The following is a 19565-nucleotide window of genomic DNA, read 5'->3' on the forward strand; positions in this document are numbered from 1 at the left end:
ATGGATTTTATTTTGGAGTGGTACAAAGCCATTTTAACGGTAGGTATTGCCATAGTTGGGGCCGCTGCATTGGCTTGGCTGCGCAGTACCTTTGTTACTAAGAAAGCACATGAAGATATTTCAAAAGCGTTAGAAACCCGTTTAAGCGCTGTCGAGAAAACCATCGAAGACTTGCCCAACTCAGAAGATCTACACGAGCTAGATAAACGCTTGATCGAAGTCAGCGGCAAAATTGACGGCTTAAATCCCCAGCTAACCGACCTAAAACGCCTAACTGATCTACTAATGGAAAACGAACTTAGAGGCGCGCGCAGCAGCGATAGCTAAGCCAACAATAATTTACTACAGGAAAAAACCATCATGGCAATGTTACAAGTTCAAGCCGAACATCAACGAATTAGCATTTTAATCGCCCTTAAAGAATCCGCCGATTACGGTGCAAACAGCAGTATGTTAGCCGATGTGCTACAGCGCTATGCGTTGGGTTGTAGTCGTGATCAGCTTAAAACCTTACTTAATTGGTTAGAGCAAAACGGCTATATAACACTCGATAAACTCACAGAAAACACATGGGTTGCCCGTATTACGCAATCAGGCATAGACGTAGCTGAGGGTACAAGTGTTGTTCCTGGCATTAAACGCCCAGGGCCTCGGGGGTAACTATGAGTGAGTCAATCCGCAGAGGCCAACCCAGCAAAGTTGATTTACTGCCAGAAGATATTAAAAAGCAGCTCGACTCAATGCTACGTGATAAGCGCTTTAGCCAAGGTGAAATACTCGATGCTGTAAACAGCCTTATTATTGAATCTGGTTTAGATGAAGGCGCAACTATTAGCCGCAGTGGCTTAAGCCGTCATGCCCAAAAAACCGAAGCCATAGGCCAAAAGCTACGCGACCTGCGCGAGTCAACCAAAGCACTCACCGCAGAGCTGGGCGAAAAGCCCACAGGCGATACCACCAAGCTTATTTTAGAAATGGGCCGCTCGCAGTTGTTCCGCGCTATGCAGCAGCAAATGATGAACCCCGACGAAGATGCAGCGGTAGACATCGACACAATAAAAGACGCTATGCTCGCAGCTCAGCGCCTAGAGCAAACCGCCATGGCCGCCCATAAACGCCAGCAAGAAATAGAAAAAGCCTATGCTGAAAAGCTCGCTAAAGACCTAGACCAAAAGGTTAAAAACGAAAACTTACCGCAAACCGCAGACGATATGCTGGCCTTTTTCAAACGCGACATATTAGGGCTAAAGCATGACTAGCACCGCGCAAAGTATTACCCAAACTAACGAACTACCGCTTAGCAAAGTGGCAGGTTCTTTAGCGGTTGCCATGGGCACAGACATACTTTTTGGTTATCAAAAATTATGGATGGAAGATGATGCAATAGTAAAAATTGCCGAAAAGTCTCGCCGTACTGGGTTAACCTTTGCCGAAGCACTCGACGACGTACTAAGCGCAGCTGCCCCCGCAAACGCACAAAACACCTATTACCTTGGCTCAGATAAAGAAATGGCTAAGGAGTTTATAGACGCTTGTGCATTTTGGGCGCAAAAGCTCAACATGGTTATGGGCGAAGTAGAAGAGGGCATATTTGAAGAAAAAGACCCAGACGGTACAAAGCGATCAATCAACACCTTTGAAATTAAATTCCCAAGTACGGGTAAAAAAATAGTAGCGCTAAGCTCAAACCCGCGCAACTTACGAGGTCGCCAAGGTAACGTAGTAATAGATGAAGCCGCATTTCATGACCGCCTAGATGAAGTACTTAAAGCTGCTATGGCGCTCACCATGTGGGGCGGGCGAGTACGTATAATTTCGACCCATAACGGGGTAGATAACCTATTTAATACTCTAATAACCCAAGCTCGGCGCGGTCTTAAAAAGTATTCCGTGCATCATATTCCTATTGATAAAGCGCTGAGGCATGGGCTTTATAAACGTATTTGTTTAGTGAGTGGGCAAACGTGGACGCAAGAAAAAGAAGACGCATGGCTCGCTAATCAAGTTGATTTTTACCCCACAGCCGACGCCGCAAACGAGGAGCTTTACTGCGTACCAAGCCAAGGCGCAGGCCAATACTTAAGCCGCCGCCTGCGCGAACGTGCTTTAAGTGATGACTGCAAAGTACTACGTTATGAAGCGCCCACCGACTTTGAAAGCTGGACCGAAGAGCAACGCGTAAAAGACGTAGCCACTTGGTGTAAGCAAAATATTGACGAGCTTATAAGTTGGTTAAATTCTGATCTTACCCATGCCTTTGGTGAAGACTTTGCCCGTAAAGGCGATTTAACCGTATTCAGTATTGGTGAAATAAACCAAGACACCAGCCTAACCGTGCCGTTTATGGTCGAGCTGCGCAACGTAACCTACGAGCAGCAAAAGCAGATTATGCTTTATATTTGTGACCGTTTACCAAAATTACGTGGCTTAGCGTTTGACGCCACAGGTAACGGCGGTTATTTAGCAGAAGCCGCAAGCCTTAAATACGGCACCGAACTAGTAGATAGCGTGCATTTATCACAAGCCTGGTATCGCGAGTGGATGCCTAAGCTTAAAGACTACTTTGAAACCGACAACATAACGCTACCAAAAGATCAGGACGTACTCGACGACCTAGGTCAAATCAAACTTAAAAATGGTATTGCTCAGGTAGATAAAGGTAAAAACACCGGTAGTGACGGCAATAAACGCCACGGCGATAGCGCGGTATCAATCGCCATGCTAATACGCGCCGCTGAAATGGACGGCAGTGCGATTGAATTTACTGAACTACCAGGTAAAACGCAAGAATCATCAAGTACCAACTATATGCGCCCAGACCATAGTGGTGATATGGCAAGTGACCACAAAGCAGCATGGTAGCGCAGCGTTTTAGGGTGTTTTATCAAGAGATCTTCACAGCCCAAACGCAGCAGCTTGATATAACCGCCGCCAGTTTAGCCAAGGCCCACCAACACACATTAACGCTTGATATATATGTACTAAGCATTAAGCCCATCATTAAAGTTAGAGTAAACTCATGACCCAAATAGTAGATATTCACGGCAACCCAATTAAATCAACCGACTTTAAGCAAACCCAAACCGAGCAAGACAGCCGCGTGGGTATGCTGATGCGTCAATTTGCGGAGCACCCAAGCGAGGCGCTTACTCCAGCCAAGTTAGCGCAATTACTAAAAGATGCCGACGCAGGTAATTTAGCGGCCATGGCCGACTTAGCCAAAGATATGGAAGACAAAGACGGCCACTTGTTCAGTGAGCTTACCAAACGCCGCCGAGGCTGGCTTAAATACGATTGGTCAGTAGAGCCGCCCCGTAACGCAACAGAGCAAGAGGAAAAAGACGCCGCCGCAATCCAAGAAATATTAGAAGATGCCACTTGGTTAGAGGATCTAATTTTTGATTGTAGCGACGCAATACTAAAATCGTTTTCGTGTAATGAGCTAAGTTGGGCGTTTGATGGCGGCGAGCATATTATTACTGGCTATGAATTTCGTGATCAAAACTTATTCCAAACCCATCCAGATAACCGCAACCAGTTAATGCTGCGTGATAACAGTTACACAGGCCAAGAGTTAAACCCGTTTGGCTGGTGCGCGCATATTCACCGCAGTAAATCGGGGTATATCCATCGTACCGGGTTAACCTCAACGGTGGCTTGGCCGTACTTATTTAAAAACTATTCAATACGCGACCTTGCTGAGTTCCTAGAGATTTACGGCTTACCGCTGCGTTTGGGTAAATATCCCAATGGCGCAAGTGATGATGAAAAAGCCACTTTGTTACGTGCTGTGCTTAGCATCGGCCATAACGCAGGAGGCATTATTCCTAAAGGCATGGAGATTGAATTTCAAAATGCCGCCAATGGTCAATCAGATCCATTTGAAGCCATGATCAAGTGGTGTGAAACCACCCAAAGTAAAGCGGTATTAGGCGCAACGCTTACTAGCCAAGCCGACGGTAAAACCAGCACTAACGCGCTTGGTAATGTTCACATGGACGTACTAAACGACATAACCGAAAGCGATTTAAAACAAGTAGCTAATACCATAACGCGCGATATTATTTACCCTATGCACGCGCTTAACTCTAAAAGTTACTCAGGCGCACGCCGTATTCCGCGCTTTAAATTTGACACCAGCGAAGCCGAAGACATTGCCCAGTTAGCCCCAGCCCTCAAAATACTCACCGAAGTTAATTACCCAATCCCTGCAAAATGGGTGAGCGAAAAAACCCAAATCCCACTCCCAGAAAAGGGCGAGGCTATTTTAAGCTTAACTCCAATAACAGAGCCACAAACCGCTTTAAAAGGCTTTGCCGCACTCAAATCAGTACCGCAAAAAGACAATGCCGACTTAGTAGCCGAGCAGCTAGCAGCACAAGCACAAACGCATTTAAACAGTATGAGCGATGCAGTAACCGAGCTGGTTAAAAACGCCAGCAGCTTAGAAGAAATACGCGACGGCATACTTGAATTAGAGCCACAAATAAGCACAGAGGGCTTTACTGAGATAATGGCAAAGGCAATGGCAGCAAGTGAGTTGTTAGGCGCACTAGAAGTGGATGAGGGCCGTTAAATGGCTGTTAGATATGGCTCATTACCATTTGATGATGGCATAAACTTTTTTCGGCAAAAGCTAAATACCCCCAGCAACAGCTGGGATGACGTATGGCAAAGCGCTCATAACCGCGCGTTTATGGTTGCAGGCGTAACCAAAGCCGACATGCTAAACGACTTTTACACTTCAGTAGATAAAGCCATAAGCGAAGGTAAAAGCCTGGGCTGGTTTCAAAAAGAGTTTGATAATATCAAAGCCCGTTACGGTTGGGAGCATAACGGCCAGACCGCATGGCGTAGCCAGTTAATATACGAAACCAATATACGCCAAGCCTACAACGCAGGCCGTGAGGGGCAAATACAAGCGCTTAAAGCAAGCCGCCCTTATGCGTTATACAAGCACGGCGATAGCGAAACCCCGCGCGTAATACACTTGAAATGGAATAACTTGGTTTTACTAGTTGATGATCCATGGTGGGACACCCACAGCCCGCAAAATGGCTGGGGCTGCAAATGTAAAAAGTTTAGCTTAAGCGAGCGGGAGCTTAAACGCCGTGGCCTAACCGTAGGCACAGCGCCTGATAACGGCAGTTACACTTGGACGAACAAAAAAACGGGTGAAGAGTTTGAGCTACCATTGGGCATTGATCCGGGCTTTGACTATACCCCCAAGAATACCGCCCAGCTTACCAGCCAGGTTAAAAAACAAGTGGCCGATAAGCCACCGCTTGCTAAGCGTATAGAGGATTACCAAGCAACCCGCATTGTACCATCGGCTTATAGCAGCGCTAAAAACGTCACAGCGCTAAAGCTTGACCCGCTATTAGCCCAGTTAGATAGTGAAGTACTCGAAGGGTTAAACAGCTTTTTAACAGCCAAACAAACCAAAACAGTATTTGTCAATCAAACCCAAATGAGTGCAGGCTCTAAAGCAAATGCAGCAATTCGTAGCGAAGTGGGGGAGTACTTAGGCGTAGATGAATTTTACGCGCGCATGCAATACAGCATTCGTGGCGCTAAAAACTGCGGGGGTTTTACTTCTGTAGGGTATGAGCACGTAGTCGTAAAAGTGAAAAGCGCGCAAAACTTAGCTAAAGTAGATATGCAAGCGTTAAAAGACAGCGCCGCGCTTACCGTGCAGCGCTCAGCAAATAACAAAGGTAAGTACTCGTATAATTGGCACAGTGAGACAATCAATCGTGATCATACTATTTCAAGTGGTGCAGATTCACTAGATAAACACCAAGCACATAGTTTAGTCTCAACCTGGCTGCACGAACTCGGCCACCAAGTACACTATTACGCAGGTGCGCCAGAGCTATTAAAAAATGCCTTACCCGTTACCTATTACGGTGCGGTGAATAAATACGAGCAATTTGCAGAGGCATTCACCGCCTGGGCGCTTGCTCGTAAAGAGCTTAAAAAATGGCAACCAGAGCTTGTAAGCTGGATAGACCAACTAGTAAAAGATGCCGCTAAATCACAGGATAAAAGACGATGAAATTATTAACCCAAGCACAGCAGCTGCTACAGCAAACCCCGTACACACTACAAACATGCCGCGAATTTGCAAAGCTTGAGCAACAAGCAAAAGGGCAAGAGGCTAACCAAATTGCTGATCTACTCCCCGCACTCATTGCAGGACTTGATCAACAAACTCATATGCAAGCATTTGATGAAGGGCTAGTGTAATGGCAGGCGCGCGTATTGACATAAGCACCGAAGGCGCAACCGCTGTAAGCGATGTGCTCACCCAGCTGGTAAAGAACCTAGATAACTTAGCCCCCGCACTTGGCAATGTAGGCGAACATTTAATGTTGACTCATCGTGATCACTTTGACGAGCAACGCAGCCCCGACGGTGACCCGTGGCAGCCACTTAACCCAGACTACGCAAAGAGTAAAAAAAAGAACAAAGATAAAATACTCAGGCTAAACGACATACTCCGTGACACATTCGCTTATAACGTAGGTGACGAATCATTAGAGTTTGGTACAAACATGGAATACGGCGCTATCCATCAATTTGGTGGCACCAGCGATATGATCCCGCGTTTAGCCGCCATACCAGCAAGGCCGTTTTTAGGGTTGTCGCAGGATGATGAGAAAGAAGTGATTGAGATATTGAGTGAATTTTTAATTATTTAGAGTATATATTTGTGTAGAATGAAAAAGTATTTATAGGTTATTTGGAAGGGAATCATGTTAGTAGAAGAAGCTTTTGAAATAATAAAATCAATTAATAAAAACTTTTCTGAAATAAAAGAAGGGCTTAATGAAATAGAGGCTTACGATAAATTAGGAAAAGGGACAAAGCTAATAGCCCGGATTGAAGATTGTTTGAGGGATATTGATATTGAAGTTTCTGAGTTAATCAACGCTATAGGGGACTCATTTTTAACTCAGTATGAAGTGGGCACTTATCGCACTGAAAATTCTTTAATTCAGCCTGATTTAGGCTTATCTAAAATTTCTAACTGTTTTCATAATTTAGATGTTATTTATGAAGATTTTTTTCACTATTACCAGAGTTTTCCTGAAATATCTAAGCGGGATAAAAAGCTTGTTGAATTAGTTTATAAAGAGATAGCTATACTTATTAAGGCTTTCAATTCAACACATGTAGAACTGATTAAGTCTGGTGACCCAGAGACATCTAATTACTCTAAATTACAAAAAAAACTAATAACAGAATCCATGAACATTATTGGTAAAAAATTGGATTCCCAACTAAGTGAACATAAAAAAGTTGTAGATAAATCATTTTTACAATTTGAAAAGGATATGAACAATGTAGATGCCGCAGCTGAGCGTGAATTTAAAGAGTTAAACGCTAAGCTTCAAACTATTAAAAAATCATACGAAGACACTTTAGCTTACCTTGAAGAAAAGAAAGAGCAAATGGATGAAGTTCTAGGACAGACAGCCAATAGAGTAATGGCTCAAGATTATGATTTAAGCGCAGTTGCTGAAAAAAAGGCTGCTAATTGGTTACGGGGGGGCTCTATAACGTGCATGGCTATTATTGTGAGTATTGTTTGCTATTCATTTTATGACTCAACTCACTCTGGCTTTGATTGGGAAAGCTCAATTTTCAGAACAGTGCTAGTGTTTATTCTATCAATACCAGCTGCATACCTTTCCAGAGAATCCACAAAACACCGCGAACAGCAATATAACTATCACCACACAGCGTTAGATTTAAAAGCAATTACACCTTACATTGCATCGCTCCCAGAAGCGGACCAAAATAGAATTAAAATTTCAATTGCAGAACGAATCTTTGCTTCAAGGCAAACAAACTTAAATCAACAAGATAGTTTTCCATTGAATACGCAAGAGCTAATGATGGAGCTCATCAAAAAAGTTGATTTAAGTAGTAAGCAAGAGGTTGGGGGGAAAAAAGAGAATGAATCAAAAAATGTTTAGTTAGTATTCTTTATAAGGAAGAGCCATGAAATTAAAGTACATTAGTGTTTTTTTATTTTTATTAGTACCGTGTCTAACTATTTATTTTTTCATAAATTATTTTGGTATTGGATTTGCAAGAACTATCTCTGATTGGGGGGCTACAGGGGATTTTTTTGGTGGGATATTAAATCCTATTTTCTCTTTCTCAACAGTTTTACTCTTAATCTATTCGTTAAGGTTACAGCTTAAAGAACTGCACTTAACTAGAGAAGAGATATCCTTAACTCGGGAGGAACACAAAAAAACTAGAAAGGCTCATGAGGAGCAATTAAAGTATTCAAATGAAATATCAAAGCGTGAGAAAAGTAATAAAGTTATTAAATTGATTGAAAAGGAAGAACAAAAAATTGATAGCTGTTTAGAGTGGAGACATGGTGATATCGGTTTAGATAATATGAGCTTAGATCAAGCTAAAAGAGCTTTTGAAGGAACTCGTAGAGATGGAATTAAATCAAAAGTGTTCTTATTAGAAAACTCATTTATAAATAAGCTTAAACTAGTGGCTCTTTATGCTGAGAGTAATGAAGATGATTTCAAAGATTACTTGATAGAAAACAGCTTAGATCAGCTACATTACCTATATGAATTGAAATGGTTTTTTAAGTTGACAGATAGGAGCAAGTGGTTAGAGAGCGCTTTGTATGATCTTGATGAAGTAACATACACGTCAATTTACAAAAAAGAAATTAAGCGATTTTTAAAACTTTTAAATATGAAAACATAAAAATTATCTCTTCGGAGGGCACTCAAGGGCTCTTACTATGAAGTTTAGAAAACCTTGGTATACTTCATTAAATACGTAAACAGAGCTGTTTAAACATCTTTTAAACAGGGTAAATTAGTCAATGTACACACTCAAACTGTTTTTTCTTTAATTCCCGAAACACCGCACGGCCAACCAAAGCAAATCTAAATCCATACTGAGCACAGATTATTCAAACTGTGCTCAGCCATGCCAAAACCATTAAACACATTTAAGTTACTTGAAACCACCTCACTTACATCGGCGCTTGCTGCTTTATCAGCTAGCAAACCTGCTGCTTTATCAGCTAGCAAACCTGCTGCTTTATCAGCTAGCAAACCTGCTGATTTAGGTTTTGCTGCGTGCCGCTTTGCAAGCGAAATAAACGAGCAGGGTATCAGTGAGCGCGTAATGATAATGCCAGATGGTTATTTTAAATCACATGATGGCCGCCCATTTGATGTGCCTGCAAATGCTTGGTTACTTGATCAAGCTGCATTTGAGCAATTAAAACGCACAGCTAGCACCCGCACTAACGATTACCATTTTGACTACGAGCACCAAACCCTACACGCCGAAGAAAACGGCAAGCCAGCCCCTGCCAGCGGTTGGTTTAACCCAAGCGATTTAGAGTATGTACCAGGCGAGGGGCTTTATGCTCTTAACGTTCGTTGGACACCTAGAGCCCGCGCACACCTAAAAAACGACGAATATCGCTTTATAAGCCCTGTTTTTCATTACGACAAACAAACAGGCCGCCCAACCAAATTACGCCACTTTGCCTTAACTAACGACCCTGCTGTTGATGGCATGGACAAAGTAGCCGTTTTAAAAACTTCTAAAACCCATGTTAACAATGGAGATACACCCATGAATGCAGCTCAAAAATTGCTGAGCTTGCTAGGTGTCACTGTGGATGGTGATAACGTCACCGATGCAGATTACACCAAAGCAACAACAGCACTCGCCGCTTTAAAGGCCAAGGCCGATGAAGCCGACACGCTCACCACCCAATTAAGTAACGCTAATGACGCCGTTGCAGCACTTAAAGCTAATAGCCCTAATACGGAGGTTAATTTAGCTAAGTACGTGCCTGTAGAAACCTACAACGCATTGCACACTGAAATGGTCGCGCTTAAAAGCAGCAGTGCCACGCAATCGGTTGAGCAAGAAGTAAATAAAGCCAAGCAAGATGGCCGCATTATTGCGTCAGAAGTTGAATATTTAACATCGTTAGGTAATCAGCAGGGCGTTGCAGCGTTAAAAGCTGTGTTAGATGCTCGTTCACCTATTGCCAGCCTTACCGCTCAGCAAACCACTCATACACCTAAGCCAGAAAACGACAAAGATGGCTTAGCAGCACTCACCGCAGAAGACAAGTATGCCGCAGACCAGTTAGGTCTAAGCCATGCTGCCTTTGCCAAAGCTAAACAGGAGCAAAACTAATGGCTTTAGTGACCCCCGCATTATTAACCGCTTTATTTACTGGTTTTAAAACCGAGTTTGAAGCAGGTAAATCAGAAGCAGAGCCGCAATTTAATAAAATTGCGACTGTGATCAAGTCAACTACCAAATCAAATACCTATGGCTGGCTAGGTAAGTTCCCATCGCTTAAAAAATGGGTAGGTGATCGTGACATTCAAAGCATGAAAGCGCACGCATATAGCATTGTTAATGATGACTATGAGGCGACGGTAGGCGTAGACAGCAACGATATAGAAGACGATGAACTAGGTATTTATTCGCCTATTTTTAAAGAAATGGGCAGCGCAGCGGCAATTCACCCAGACGAAATGTGTTTTGAATTACTCGCTGCCGGATTTACAACTCTGTGCTATGACGGGCAAAACTTTTTTGATACTGACCACCCAGTTGCACCAAATGCAGATGGCACTGGTGTAGCTGTATCAACGGCGAATATGGCCGAAGATGTAGCCTATGAAGGTGAACCTTGGTACGTACTTGATACCTCAAAATCGCTAAAGCCGTTGATTTTCCAAGAGCGTAAAAAGCCTAACTTGATTGCTATGACAAAAATGGACGACGAGGTTGTGTTCACTCGTAAAGAGTTCCGCTATGGCGTTGATTGTCGTGATGCTGCTGGCTTTGGCTTTTGGCAACTAGCCTTTGCTAATAAACGCGCGTTAACGCCAGATAACCTATGGGACAGCATAGGGAAAATGCGTGGTTTCACTGCGGATGGTGGTCGAAAACTGCGTGTTAGACCTACTTTGCTTGTTGTTCCTAGCAGTATGGAAAAACAAGCAACTCGAATGCTAGAGCGTGAGCTTGACTCAAACAGCTCAAACGAACTTAAAGGCCGTGTAGAGCTGCTAGTCGCTGATTACCTTTAATCCAATCAATAGTTAAACCCTACTAAGTACGGGGCGTTATAGCCCCATGCTTGAAACCAGGAGTAATAATGAAATGGCGAAAACGCTTAAAATCAGCCTTATCTCTGCTGTTATTGTCAGTTGCATGCAGCCAACCGGCTACCGCCGAGCTGGCCTCAGTTTCAACCAAGGTAAAAATGAAATCCCCGCCGCTGGTCTTGACCAAGAGCAGCTTGATGCAATTGAAAATGATCCACGCTTATCGGTGCAAGCTATACCGCTCGATGCGAGTACTGCGCCGCAATCACAGCTGGACGCAAATAACCTGGGTGCAGATTTAGACAATCCTTTGCTTTATGCAAACGTTGATTACACCCAAGCCCCAATTGAGCTACAACCCGTTATTGCGCTAATGATTGATGCACAATTTGCAGAGCAACCCAGCTGTGCTCAGGTTTCTTATGAAGCGCCAGGCGAAACCGAAGGCGAAGTAATTAAAGTTAAAGTACCTGCGCTTACTCGTGATTTAGCGTGGCAATGGCTACAAGAAGCAGCCAAAGCAGGCGAGGGCGAGTAAATGGCTTACGCAACAATAACCGCGATGCAACAACGTTTTGGCGAGCGTGATCTTATTTATTTAAGTGAGCGCGAAGATGGCCCCGCTGATGTAATTAATACCGCAGTTATTGAGCAGGCTATAAACGATGCAAGCGACGTGATTAACGGCTATTTAGCTGGGCGTTATGAGTTGCCGCTTGTCACCGTTCCTAATCTACTTGAGCAGTTTTGTTGTGATATTGCTCGCTACAAGCTCGGCACAAACGATGTACCAGAGCATGTAGAAACCCGTTACAAGGACGCAATTAAATTTTTAATGTCAGTAGCAAAAGGCGAGCTAAGTATAGGCGTTGACGCACTGGGGCAAGACGCCAAAGTGCAAGACACTGCCACAATACAAAGTGCTGGCTCTGTATTTGCGCGTGAAAAAACAAAGGGATTTATCTGATGTTTGAAATTACCACTGACTATTTTGCCGCTCAAAACCCGCTTAAACAGGCACTCGAACAAGTGTCAGGCATTAAGCGCGTTTACTTGAGTGATGAACTTACAGACATCAAGGAAGACCGCCAAACAACACCAAGCCTTCATTTAATGTATTACGGCGATAATTTACCAGAGAGTAAAAACGCCGGCTATTTAATGAAGCTAACGCAAACATGGATAGTTGTATTAGTTGTTCGTAAGCAAGATAACGCAGGCGAGCACTTAACAAACATTATTCGCGCTATGGCAGGCAAAGTACTTAACGGTACGGGGCCATGGCTTAGAGTAAACACCCCAGCTAAACCTCAATTCACCAGTGGCCACGCGTACTACCCGCTGGCTTTTACATGTCAAATGACTCTTAAAGGAGCGCTTTAATATGAGCGACGGTATTTTACTTGCGGGCAATATTTTTGTTGATCGCTTAAACGAACAAGGCGTAAGCACAGGCCAAATCTTTGGCCCAATTAACACCACCAAGCTCGGTATTAAAACTGAGGCTGATTCAGTTGTCCGTACATCAAATAAAAAGGCCAGTAAGGGCCAAGCCCTGGATGATGTAAAAATCGCTAAGCCAGCGGCTATTACATGGGAGTTTGATGACCAACCTGCCGAACTAATTGCTTTAGCGTTGATGGGGGAGGTTGCAGCCATTAACGATGCAGCGGGCACGTTAACGGATGAAGCTGTGACATTGCCTGAAAATCAATCGTGGGTTGTTGTACCTGGTCAAAACTTTACTGATGACGTAGTTGTTAAGCAAGCCACTGAAACTAAAGTCGCAGGCGTTGATTACGAGTTTAACTTTGCACTCGGCATGATCCGTTCAATCAAAGGTGGTTCATTAGCCGCTGGTGGCAGCATTACCATTACGGGCAGTTATAACGCCCGCACCGGCAAACGTATAAAAGGCGGTACTAAGTCACAAACACGTTTACGTATTTTTGGTGAGGGCACTAACTTAGCAAATGGTAAGCAAGTTAACTTTGAAATTTACGACACTTCTATGATGCCTACGAAAGAGCTTGATTTAGCCGGCAGTGAGTTTGTAAGTGCTGCACTTGAAGGCACAGCAAAGCTTGTAAATGGCAAAGATGAGCCATTTTACATTGACGAGCTAGACGCTTAATCAATTACCTCGTACCAAAAGGCTCAGCCCCTGAGCCTTTTTATCCCCCATTTAAACACTGTTTAAACTGAGTTGAACCCATGGCAGATAAAAAACTCGAATTAGCCTTACGCATCGTTGCCGAAGCCACAGGCAAGCAAAATATTGAGCAGCTGGTAACAGAGCTTAAAAATATTGAGCAAAGCGCCGATGCCGCTAATCCTGCTACAAAAAACCTCAGTGATTTAATTGATGAACTTGAGCAAAAAACCAAATCAGCTGCCCCTCAAACTGAGCAGCTTAGTGATGAAATAGACAACGTTAGCACCAGCACAGATAAAGCAGCCCCCGCAGCTAAAAAGCTGACAGACTCAATAGACGAGCTTGAAAACACCGCTAAAACGGCCGCACCAAACACACAAAAGCTCAATGATGAAATAGACAATACGACTAAAAGCACAAGTAACGCGTCCCCCAAGGCACAGCAGTACAGCGAGAACTTAGATAACGTAAGCGACAGTGCTCAAAAAACAAATAAAAAAATTAAAGAGCTAGAAGCTGCGAGTAAAATATTAACCGATCAACTCGGTAATATTGAGGCTCAAAAAGCCGCTATTGCTCGTTATGAGCAATTATCACAATCGCTTGCAGAAAACGAACGCGCTTACACTCGTGCAGGAACGTCGCTTACCGAACTAGCCACTAAGCAAAAAGCAGCTAAGCAAGCTGATAATGACTATATAGCGGGTATTAAAAAAGCAGAAACTCAGCTTGCAGCGCTTACACAAAAACAAAAAGAAGCAACCACAGACAGCGCAAAATACACCGCAGCAATCCAAAAACAGCAAGCTGAACTTAACGAGCTTAAAACAAGCCAGCAAGCCACGGCCAAGCAAGTACTTGAATACAATTTAAACGTAAAAGAAGCGCAAACATCGGTAAATAGCCTAAGTACCACCATCGTTAAAAACCGAGGTGAGTTTAAGCAGCTTGAAGTTACGTTAACGGCTACTGGTAAGGATTTAAATAACTTAAGCGCCGAAACCAAGCAGCTTGATCAGCAACAAGTTGCCGCAAAAATAGCAATTGATAATGTTAATACTCGCTTAGAAAAACAACGTAAAGCCCTAAACGATACTGAAAAAAGTGCTGATGGTTTTGGCTCTAGTATTAAACAAGCAACCCAAGACCTACTTATTATGGCGGGTACATACATTGGCCTTGATAAGCTAAAAGACAGTGTATTAGGGGTATTATCTGCGGGTGATAGAGCGCAATCATTTAGCGCGCAAATGGCCGCAATGATGGGCAGTATTGCCGCTGGTGAGCAAGCAACAGCATGGATTAAAAACTTTGCCAACGAAACGGGCACTCGCTTAGAAAGCGCCCAGTTGTCGTTTGCCAAGTTAAAAACCTTTGGCATTGATCCGATGGCTGGTGCAATGCAGTCATTGGTTGATTACAACGCCAAATTGGGTGGCTCACAAGAAAAACTAGAAGGTATTATTCTTGCTGCTGGTCAAGCTTGGGCTAAGCAAAAATTGCAGGGAGAAGAAATACTGCAATTAATTGAACGCGGCGTGCCAGTATGGGATTTGCTTGCAACAGTAACCGGTAAAAACGCTATTGAGCTGCAAAAAATGTCAGAGTCAGGCCAGCTCAGTCGCGCAACCATGAAAGCCCTGTTTGACGAAATGGGTAAACAAGCAACCGGGCAAGCAGCGAAAAGCCTTGACCGCTTAAGCGGCCAAGTCACGCTTATTAGTAATAAGTGGGAAGCCTTTAAAATCAAAATGGCTGACTCAGGCGTGTATCAAGTTGCTATCGACTTTATGAAGCAACTCAATAGCGAATTTGATCGTCTAGTGAAAGATGGCAGCATAGATTTAGCCGCTCAAAAAATCAGTGCTTTTTTCAGTAGTATCATCACCGATGGCGGTGAATCATTTAAGGTATTACTCGATAACATAAACGGTTTTATTTCAGGGGCTGAGCGCGTTGCAGGGGCAGTTAGAATTGTTTTCAATGGTTTTACTGCTGGTATTAAAACAGTCGCTATGGCGGCGGTTGAGTATGCATCATCAATGACAAATGCATTTGCGGGCGTACTTGATTTTGTGGGCGCTGACGAACTAGCCCAAAAAGCACAATTCCAAGCAGATGCACTGAAGGCTGTTAGCCAGGGCTTTTATGAATCAATTTTAGAGGATGGTAAAAATTTAAATGCGGCATGGGAGCAGCTAACACAAACCAGTACTGAAGCTATAAAAACAACTGTAAAAGCAACAAATGAACAAGTATCCGCAAGCACAGAAGCTCAAAAAGCAAATATTAATACGGTAGCTGAAACAGCAGGCCAAGCAGTTGTAGACCTTAGCGTAATAATGAGTAAGGCAGGTATTGTTACAAGTGACTCGTTAAAGTCTACTGAAGAACAAGCCAAGCAAGTTTATGAAACCCTACTAGAAGCTTATAAGAATAATGAAATCGGTGTGTATGAGCTCGAACAAGCATATACAAAGTGGGCGGCAGCTGCCATTGATACAGCAGTTGCAACCAAAGGAACTGTGCCAGCAAGTATACAGGCCACAGCGGCTGCGCTCGGGTTAACTAAAGAACTTGATAACCTCATTGAAAAATCAAAACAATTAGCGCCAGTAAATAACACAAACAGCGATGCAGTAAACCGCTTTACCCGCGAGTTAGAGCAAACCCGCGACGCAATAAAAACTAATCAGCAAGTAATGGCGAGCAGCACGGCCACTACTGAGCAAAAAGCCCAAGCGCAAGCCGCGCTGACCATTCAACAACAGCGCTTAACTAACCAAACAAGTGATTTAACGCGCGTTCAGCAGCTAGAGCTTGCAAGTTTAGGTGAGTTGCAACGCGAACATAGCCGCTTAACTGACGAGCTTGAGCGCTTAAATGATCGCTACCAAGCTGGCAATTTAACAGCGCAACAATATAACTATGAAAAACAGCGCTTAGGCGATGTATTAAGCGTTGTAAATAACCTGCTAGGTGACTTTAAAGGCGCACAAGATGCCGCCACAGCATCAACCCGAGCAGGTACGCAAGCCACTAATGATCAGGTTAAAGCGAACGAATCAGCATCAAAAAGCTTACGTGAGCAAAAAGAAGAATTAGAACGTGTTGCTGCCTCAGCAAATCGCGCCTCAAGCAGTGTAAGTCGTTACAATCAATCGCAACGTGCCAGCGTAAGTGATGTAGTCGATTATCAGGAAGAGAACGGCCGCAGTGCATACGATTTAGACTCAAAAGAGATCAACGAAGAGCGCGAACGCCGCGCTTATGCCGATACTCAAAATACACAATTTAGTAAATTTAGCGGCCAAATTGATAACGCCAGCAGTAGCAAAGCGCTGACTGATTTATACAACAAAATCAATAAACAGCTTACATATCTAACGCGTGAGCAAAAGAGCACGTTAAACGCAGCCATTAACGCACAACAGCAAGCGATAAAAGCGCAAAGCACCACTCAAAAAGCCGTTGAACAAGTACAGACGTATACGCCTGCACCAACGGCAAACTATACGCCGCCTACAAATAGCTATACGCCCAGCAATAACGCATCTAACGGCGATTTAAACAGCCTAACAGCTGCTGTGCGTGAATTGATAACCGTGCTTAAAAACCAACAGCCGAGCAATGGCAAAACCGTCCGGTTAGAACTTGCTTTGCCAGGTGGGCAATCGGCCAATTTATTAGCTCAGTTTGAAGAGCAATTTTTACAAAAACTTGAACAGTTGAGTAACACCCAATGATCGTAATAAATGCACAAGGGCTGGATAACTTTGTTTGGCTCAATGAGTTTGATTACTTACCAGTCGCAGAGCAAACAGAACGCGCATTAAACGGCGCGCAGCACATTGAAAAAACACCGATAACCGCAGGACGACCAATCTATTTATACAGTGATTTTGAAGACGCTAGCGTATTTAGAGCATTGCATGAGCATGCACAAACAACCCTCACAGCGTTTGAAATAACAATACGCGGCACTGTGTTTAATGTGGTGTGGGACCACAGCCAAAAGGCCGTAGAAGCCGTGCCGCATACGCATTTTTCAGACTCGGCGCCAACATACTTTCAAAACATTAATTTACGTTTAAAAACTGTTTAAAGCGATTTTTATAATAGGAAATATAATGAAAAGAACCGATTTAAAAATATTCAAACCACAACGCATTGGCAACGAGCCACACGCTGGCGGCCACCGCACAAGCAACGCAATTGAAAGTGGTAAATTGAACGATGTGTTTAGCTCAATCAGTGATATTGACCATGCTCGATCATCATTTGATTTAGTGAAGCTTTACCCAGCATTAAGCACAGACGATTCAAGCCGCTTGCAGGATGCTCACATATTCTTAAGCGACCAACCAGATGACCCCTTAGTCAATGTTTTATTAGTTGAGGCTAAAGACCTAAAAGACACCGACACAGTTGCTGAAATGCTGCCTTATTTGGGACTTGCTAGCACTAAATTTCACGGTACTAGTTTATTAACTGCGCCAGTAGATGCACAGGGCCAAGAGCTAAGCGTGGAATCAATTACACGCACGCTAACGCCAAGTATTACCACAGTTAATACAAAGATAGGACTTAAACCAGATTCAGAGCCATTTAGCATTTACAGAACAAAGCGCATTTTAAGCTACGGTGAAATTACAGAAATAAACCTGAGCGTTGAGGACTTCTTAGAAGCCGAACCAACATTCTACGGTGAGTATCAGTACACCTGGTATTACGACACAAGCTACTTGGACCAGCCAAGCAACGTGATAAGAGGCGTTAAAACACTGAAAATCAATGCTGGAGCTGGTGAGCTTAATTCACTGCGTTATCAAAATGGTACATTCTCTTGTGCACAATTGAACCCCGCCGTGGCTAAAGACCAATATTTCACGCTTTACTATGTATCAAACCAAGATTTTAGGTTTCATTCATTTACAACGAGTTCAGTGATCACCTTGGGCGCTGGTGAAACCGTTTTAAAAGGCTCGGCTAAGCTCAAAAAAACGGGTGACGAAACAGTCTATAAAGACGATAGCCAAGGCCGTTTTATATCAGGCGGCTATGTGTTTGCGACCATTGATTATGAAACTGGCGTAATAACAGAAATTGATAGCGTGGATTATAACGGCACAGTTACCGATAACTTAGGCGCATTGATACAAAAAGGTGCGTTAACAATCAACACTAAGCGCTGGCAGTTACCGAGCAGTAACTTTGCGCGTGACTCGGTTTATATTACGTTTGAAACCGCAGCGGGTGCAACGTTCTCAGCGTCTAGCGATTTAAGCGGTAATATCACAGGCACTAATTGCACGGGTACAGTAAGCGCAACGGGCTATGTAGATTTAGTATTTAGTGAAGATGTTAAGCCCGATTCAATTCGCTTTGACTATAACGAAATTGAAGTAACTACGGTGCCTGCACCGCCGGGTGGCTTTGATACATCTACGCTACCCAACAATGGCACGGTGCCAATTTTTCATACGTTCAACCCAGTCAGCGTACAGAACCGTGAACGCACAGCGGCTGCGAGCTTAACCAGCGGCCAATCAATTAACGTTTTAGCTGATGCTGATTTTATTGATATTGTAGATAGCACCGGTGCAAGTTGTTGGTCTGTGACTAATGACAATTACAACTATGATGCTGCAACGGGTGATATAACTATCAACGCGGGAATAAGCGCATTTTCACCCCCGTTTATTATCACTGCTATACAATCAGAATTAGCACTCATTGATGCAATCGACAACAACACATTAAGCCTATTAACACCGTTAAACCGCGCTTATCCCGCAGGTTCAACAGTTAGTAGCGTTCAGGTGTTGGGTGACTTCCAAGCGCAAACTAAGGACGAGCGTACATTAGCGGCATGGCAAAACAATTTTGGTGATTTTGGCGCGGGTGCATCAAGTGCTATTAATACAACGCAATACCCAATTGAACTAACCAACATTGGCGCAATAGCTCAGCGCTGGGCAATCGTTTTCACATCAACCACCGCTTACAACGTGATTGGTGAATCAGTCGGTAATATCTACAGCGGCGACACGCTAAACGACTGTGCGCCGATTAACAGCTTTGCTGGCGCGCCGTATTTTATCTTACGTAAAGAGGCATTTGGTGCAGGACTAAACCCCGGTGAAGCATTCTTGTTTGAAACCCTAGCCGCCAGTAAACCAACCATAGTTACGCGCTCAGTATCACCCGGTCACTCTGAAATAGTACGTGACAATTCAACTTTATCATTTCGTGGAAATAAGGATTAA

Annotated in this window: 19 protein-coding genes; all 19 read left to right on the top strand. The window is 43.6% G+C overall.

Translation table 11 applies throughout. The annotated features are described in order from the left end of the window. The 19 genes from H5158_RS13195 to H5158_RS13285 all read left to right on the top strand — a co-directional run bounded on the left by H5158_RS13195 (position 1) and on the right by H5158_RS13285 (position 19565). The gene (locus H5158_RS13195; RefSeq protein WP_064668437.1) at positions 1-327 is read left to right on the top strand and encodes a DUF2730 family protein; all 327 of its coding nucleotides are present in this window, start codon (positions 1-3) and stop codon (positions 325-327) included. Positions 328-360: 33 nt separating this feature from the next. Continuing rightward, the gene (locus H5158_RS13200; protein WP_182740196.1) at positions 361-660 is read left to right on the top strand and encodes a hypothetical protein; all 300 of its coding nucleotides are present in this window, start codon (positions 361-363) and stop codon (positions 658-660) included. 2 nt (positions 661-662) lie between these two features. After that, positions 663-1259, top strand: a complete 597-nt coding sequence (locus H5158_RS13205) for a DUF3486 family protein (protein WP_182740197.1) — start codon at positions 663-665, stop codon at positions 1257-1259. Continuing rightward, positions 1252-2862: a terminase large subunit domain-containing protein gene (locus tag H5158_RS13210; RefSeq protein WP_182740198.1), complete on the top strand. Its 1611-nt coding sequence runs from the start codon at positions 1252-1254 to the stop codon at positions 2860-2862. The genes H5158_RS13205 and H5158_RS13210 overlap by 8 nt, the downstream gene beginning before the upstream one ends. A 157-nt stretch (positions 2863-3019) precedes the next feature. Next, positions 3020-4576, top strand: coding sequence for a DUF935 domain-containing protein (locus H5158_RS13215; protein WP_182740199.1), 1557 nt, complete (start codon positions 3020-3022; stop codon positions 4574-4576). Continuing rightward, entirely contained in the window at positions 4577-6058 is a 1482-nt protein-coding gene (locus H5158_RS13220) for a phage minor head protein (RefSeq protein WP_182740200.1), read from the top strand. It abuts the gene before it with no gap. After that, positions 6055-6249, top strand: a complete 195-nt coding sequence (locus H5158_RS13225; RefSeq protein WP_016707827.1) for a hypothetical protein — start codon at positions 6055-6057, stop codon at positions 6247-6249. The genes H5158_RS13220 and H5158_RS13225 overlap by 4 nt, the downstream gene beginning before the upstream one ends. Continuing rightward, entirely contained in the window at positions 6249-6704 is a 456-nt protein-coding gene (locus H5158_RS13230) for a phage virion morphogenesis protein (RefSeq protein WP_182740201.1), read from the top strand. Before H5158_RS13225 ends, H5158_RS13230 begins: the two co-directional genes overlap by 1 nt. A 54-nt stretch (positions 6705-6758) precedes the next feature. Further along, entirely contained in the window at positions 6759-7985 is a 1227-nt protein-coding gene (locus H5158_RS13235; RefSeq protein ID WP_182740202.1) for a hypothetical protein, read from the top strand. A 25-nt stretch (positions 7986-8010) separates the two neighbouring features. After that, positions 8011-8751, top strand: a complete 741-nt coding sequence (locus H5158_RS13240; RefSeq protein WP_182740203.1) for a hypothetical protein — start codon at positions 8011-8013, stop codon at positions 8749-8751. Between the two features lie 228 nt (positions 8752-8979). Beyond that, complete coding sequence (locus tag H5158_RS13245) at positions 8980-10215, top strand: phage protease (RefSeq protein WP_182740204.1); 1236 nt, start codon at positions 8980-8982, stop codon at positions 10213-10215. Continuing rightward, complete coding sequence (locus tag H5158_RS13250; RefSeq protein ID WP_182740205.1) at positions 10215-11123, top strand: Mu-like prophage major head subunit gpT family protein; 909 nt, start codon at positions 10215-10217, stop codon at positions 11121-11123. The genes H5158_RS13245 and H5158_RS13250 overlap by 1 nt, the downstream gene beginning before the upstream one ends. 73 nt (positions 11124-11196) lie before the next feature. Next, the gene (locus H5158_RS13255; protein ID WP_182740228.1) at positions 11197-11679 is read left to right on the top strand and encodes an HI1506-related protein; all 483 of its coding nucleotides are present in this window, start codon (positions 11197-11199) and stop codon (positions 11677-11679) included. Next, a complete protein-coding gene (locus tag H5158_RS13260; protein ID WP_182740206.1) occupies positions 11680-12108 on the top strand; it encodes a gp436 family protein in 429 nt (142 codons plus the stop codon). Next, on the top strand, positions 12108-12524 hold the full coding sequence (locus H5158_RS13265; protein WP_182740207.1) for a hypothetical protein: 417 nt from the start codon (positions 12108-12110) through the stop codon (positions 12522-12524). Before H5158_RS13260 ends, H5158_RS13265 begins: the two co-directional genes overlap by 1 nt. 1 nt (position 12525) lies before the next feature. Further along, the gene (locus H5158_RS13270; protein ID WP_182740208.1) at positions 12526-13275 is read left to right on the top strand and encodes a hypothetical protein; all 750 of its coding nucleotides are present in this window, start codon (positions 12526-12528) and stop codon (positions 13273-13275) included. An 80-nt stretch (positions 13276-13355) separates the two neighbouring features. Next, a complete protein-coding gene (locus tag H5158_RS13275) occupies positions 13356-17042 on the top strand; it encodes a tape measure protein (protein WP_182740209.1) in 3687 nt (1228 codons plus the stop codon). Then, positions 17039-17401 carry a hypothetical protein gene (locus H5158_RS13280; protein ID WP_182740210.1) on the top strand — a complete coding sequence of 121 codons (363 nt, stop codon included), beginning with the start codon at positions 17039-17041 and terminating at the stop codon, positions 17399-17401. The genes H5158_RS13275 and H5158_RS13280 overlap by 4 nt, the downstream gene beginning before the upstream one ends. A gap of 25 nt (positions 17402-17426) precedes the next feature. Continuing rightward, positions 17427-19565 carry a hypothetical protein gene (locus H5158_RS13285; protein WP_182740211.1) on the top strand — a complete coding sequence of 713 codons (2139 nt, stop codon included), beginning with the start codon at positions 17427-17429 and terminating at the stop codon, positions 19563-19565.

The organism is Pseudoalteromonas sp. SR45-6 (assembly GCF_014163545.1).
In the GTDB taxonomy this organism is placed as follows: Bacteria; Pseudomonadota; Gammaproteobacteria; order Enterobacterales; family Alteromonadaceae; genus Pseudoalteromonas; species Pseudoalteromonas rhizosphaerae.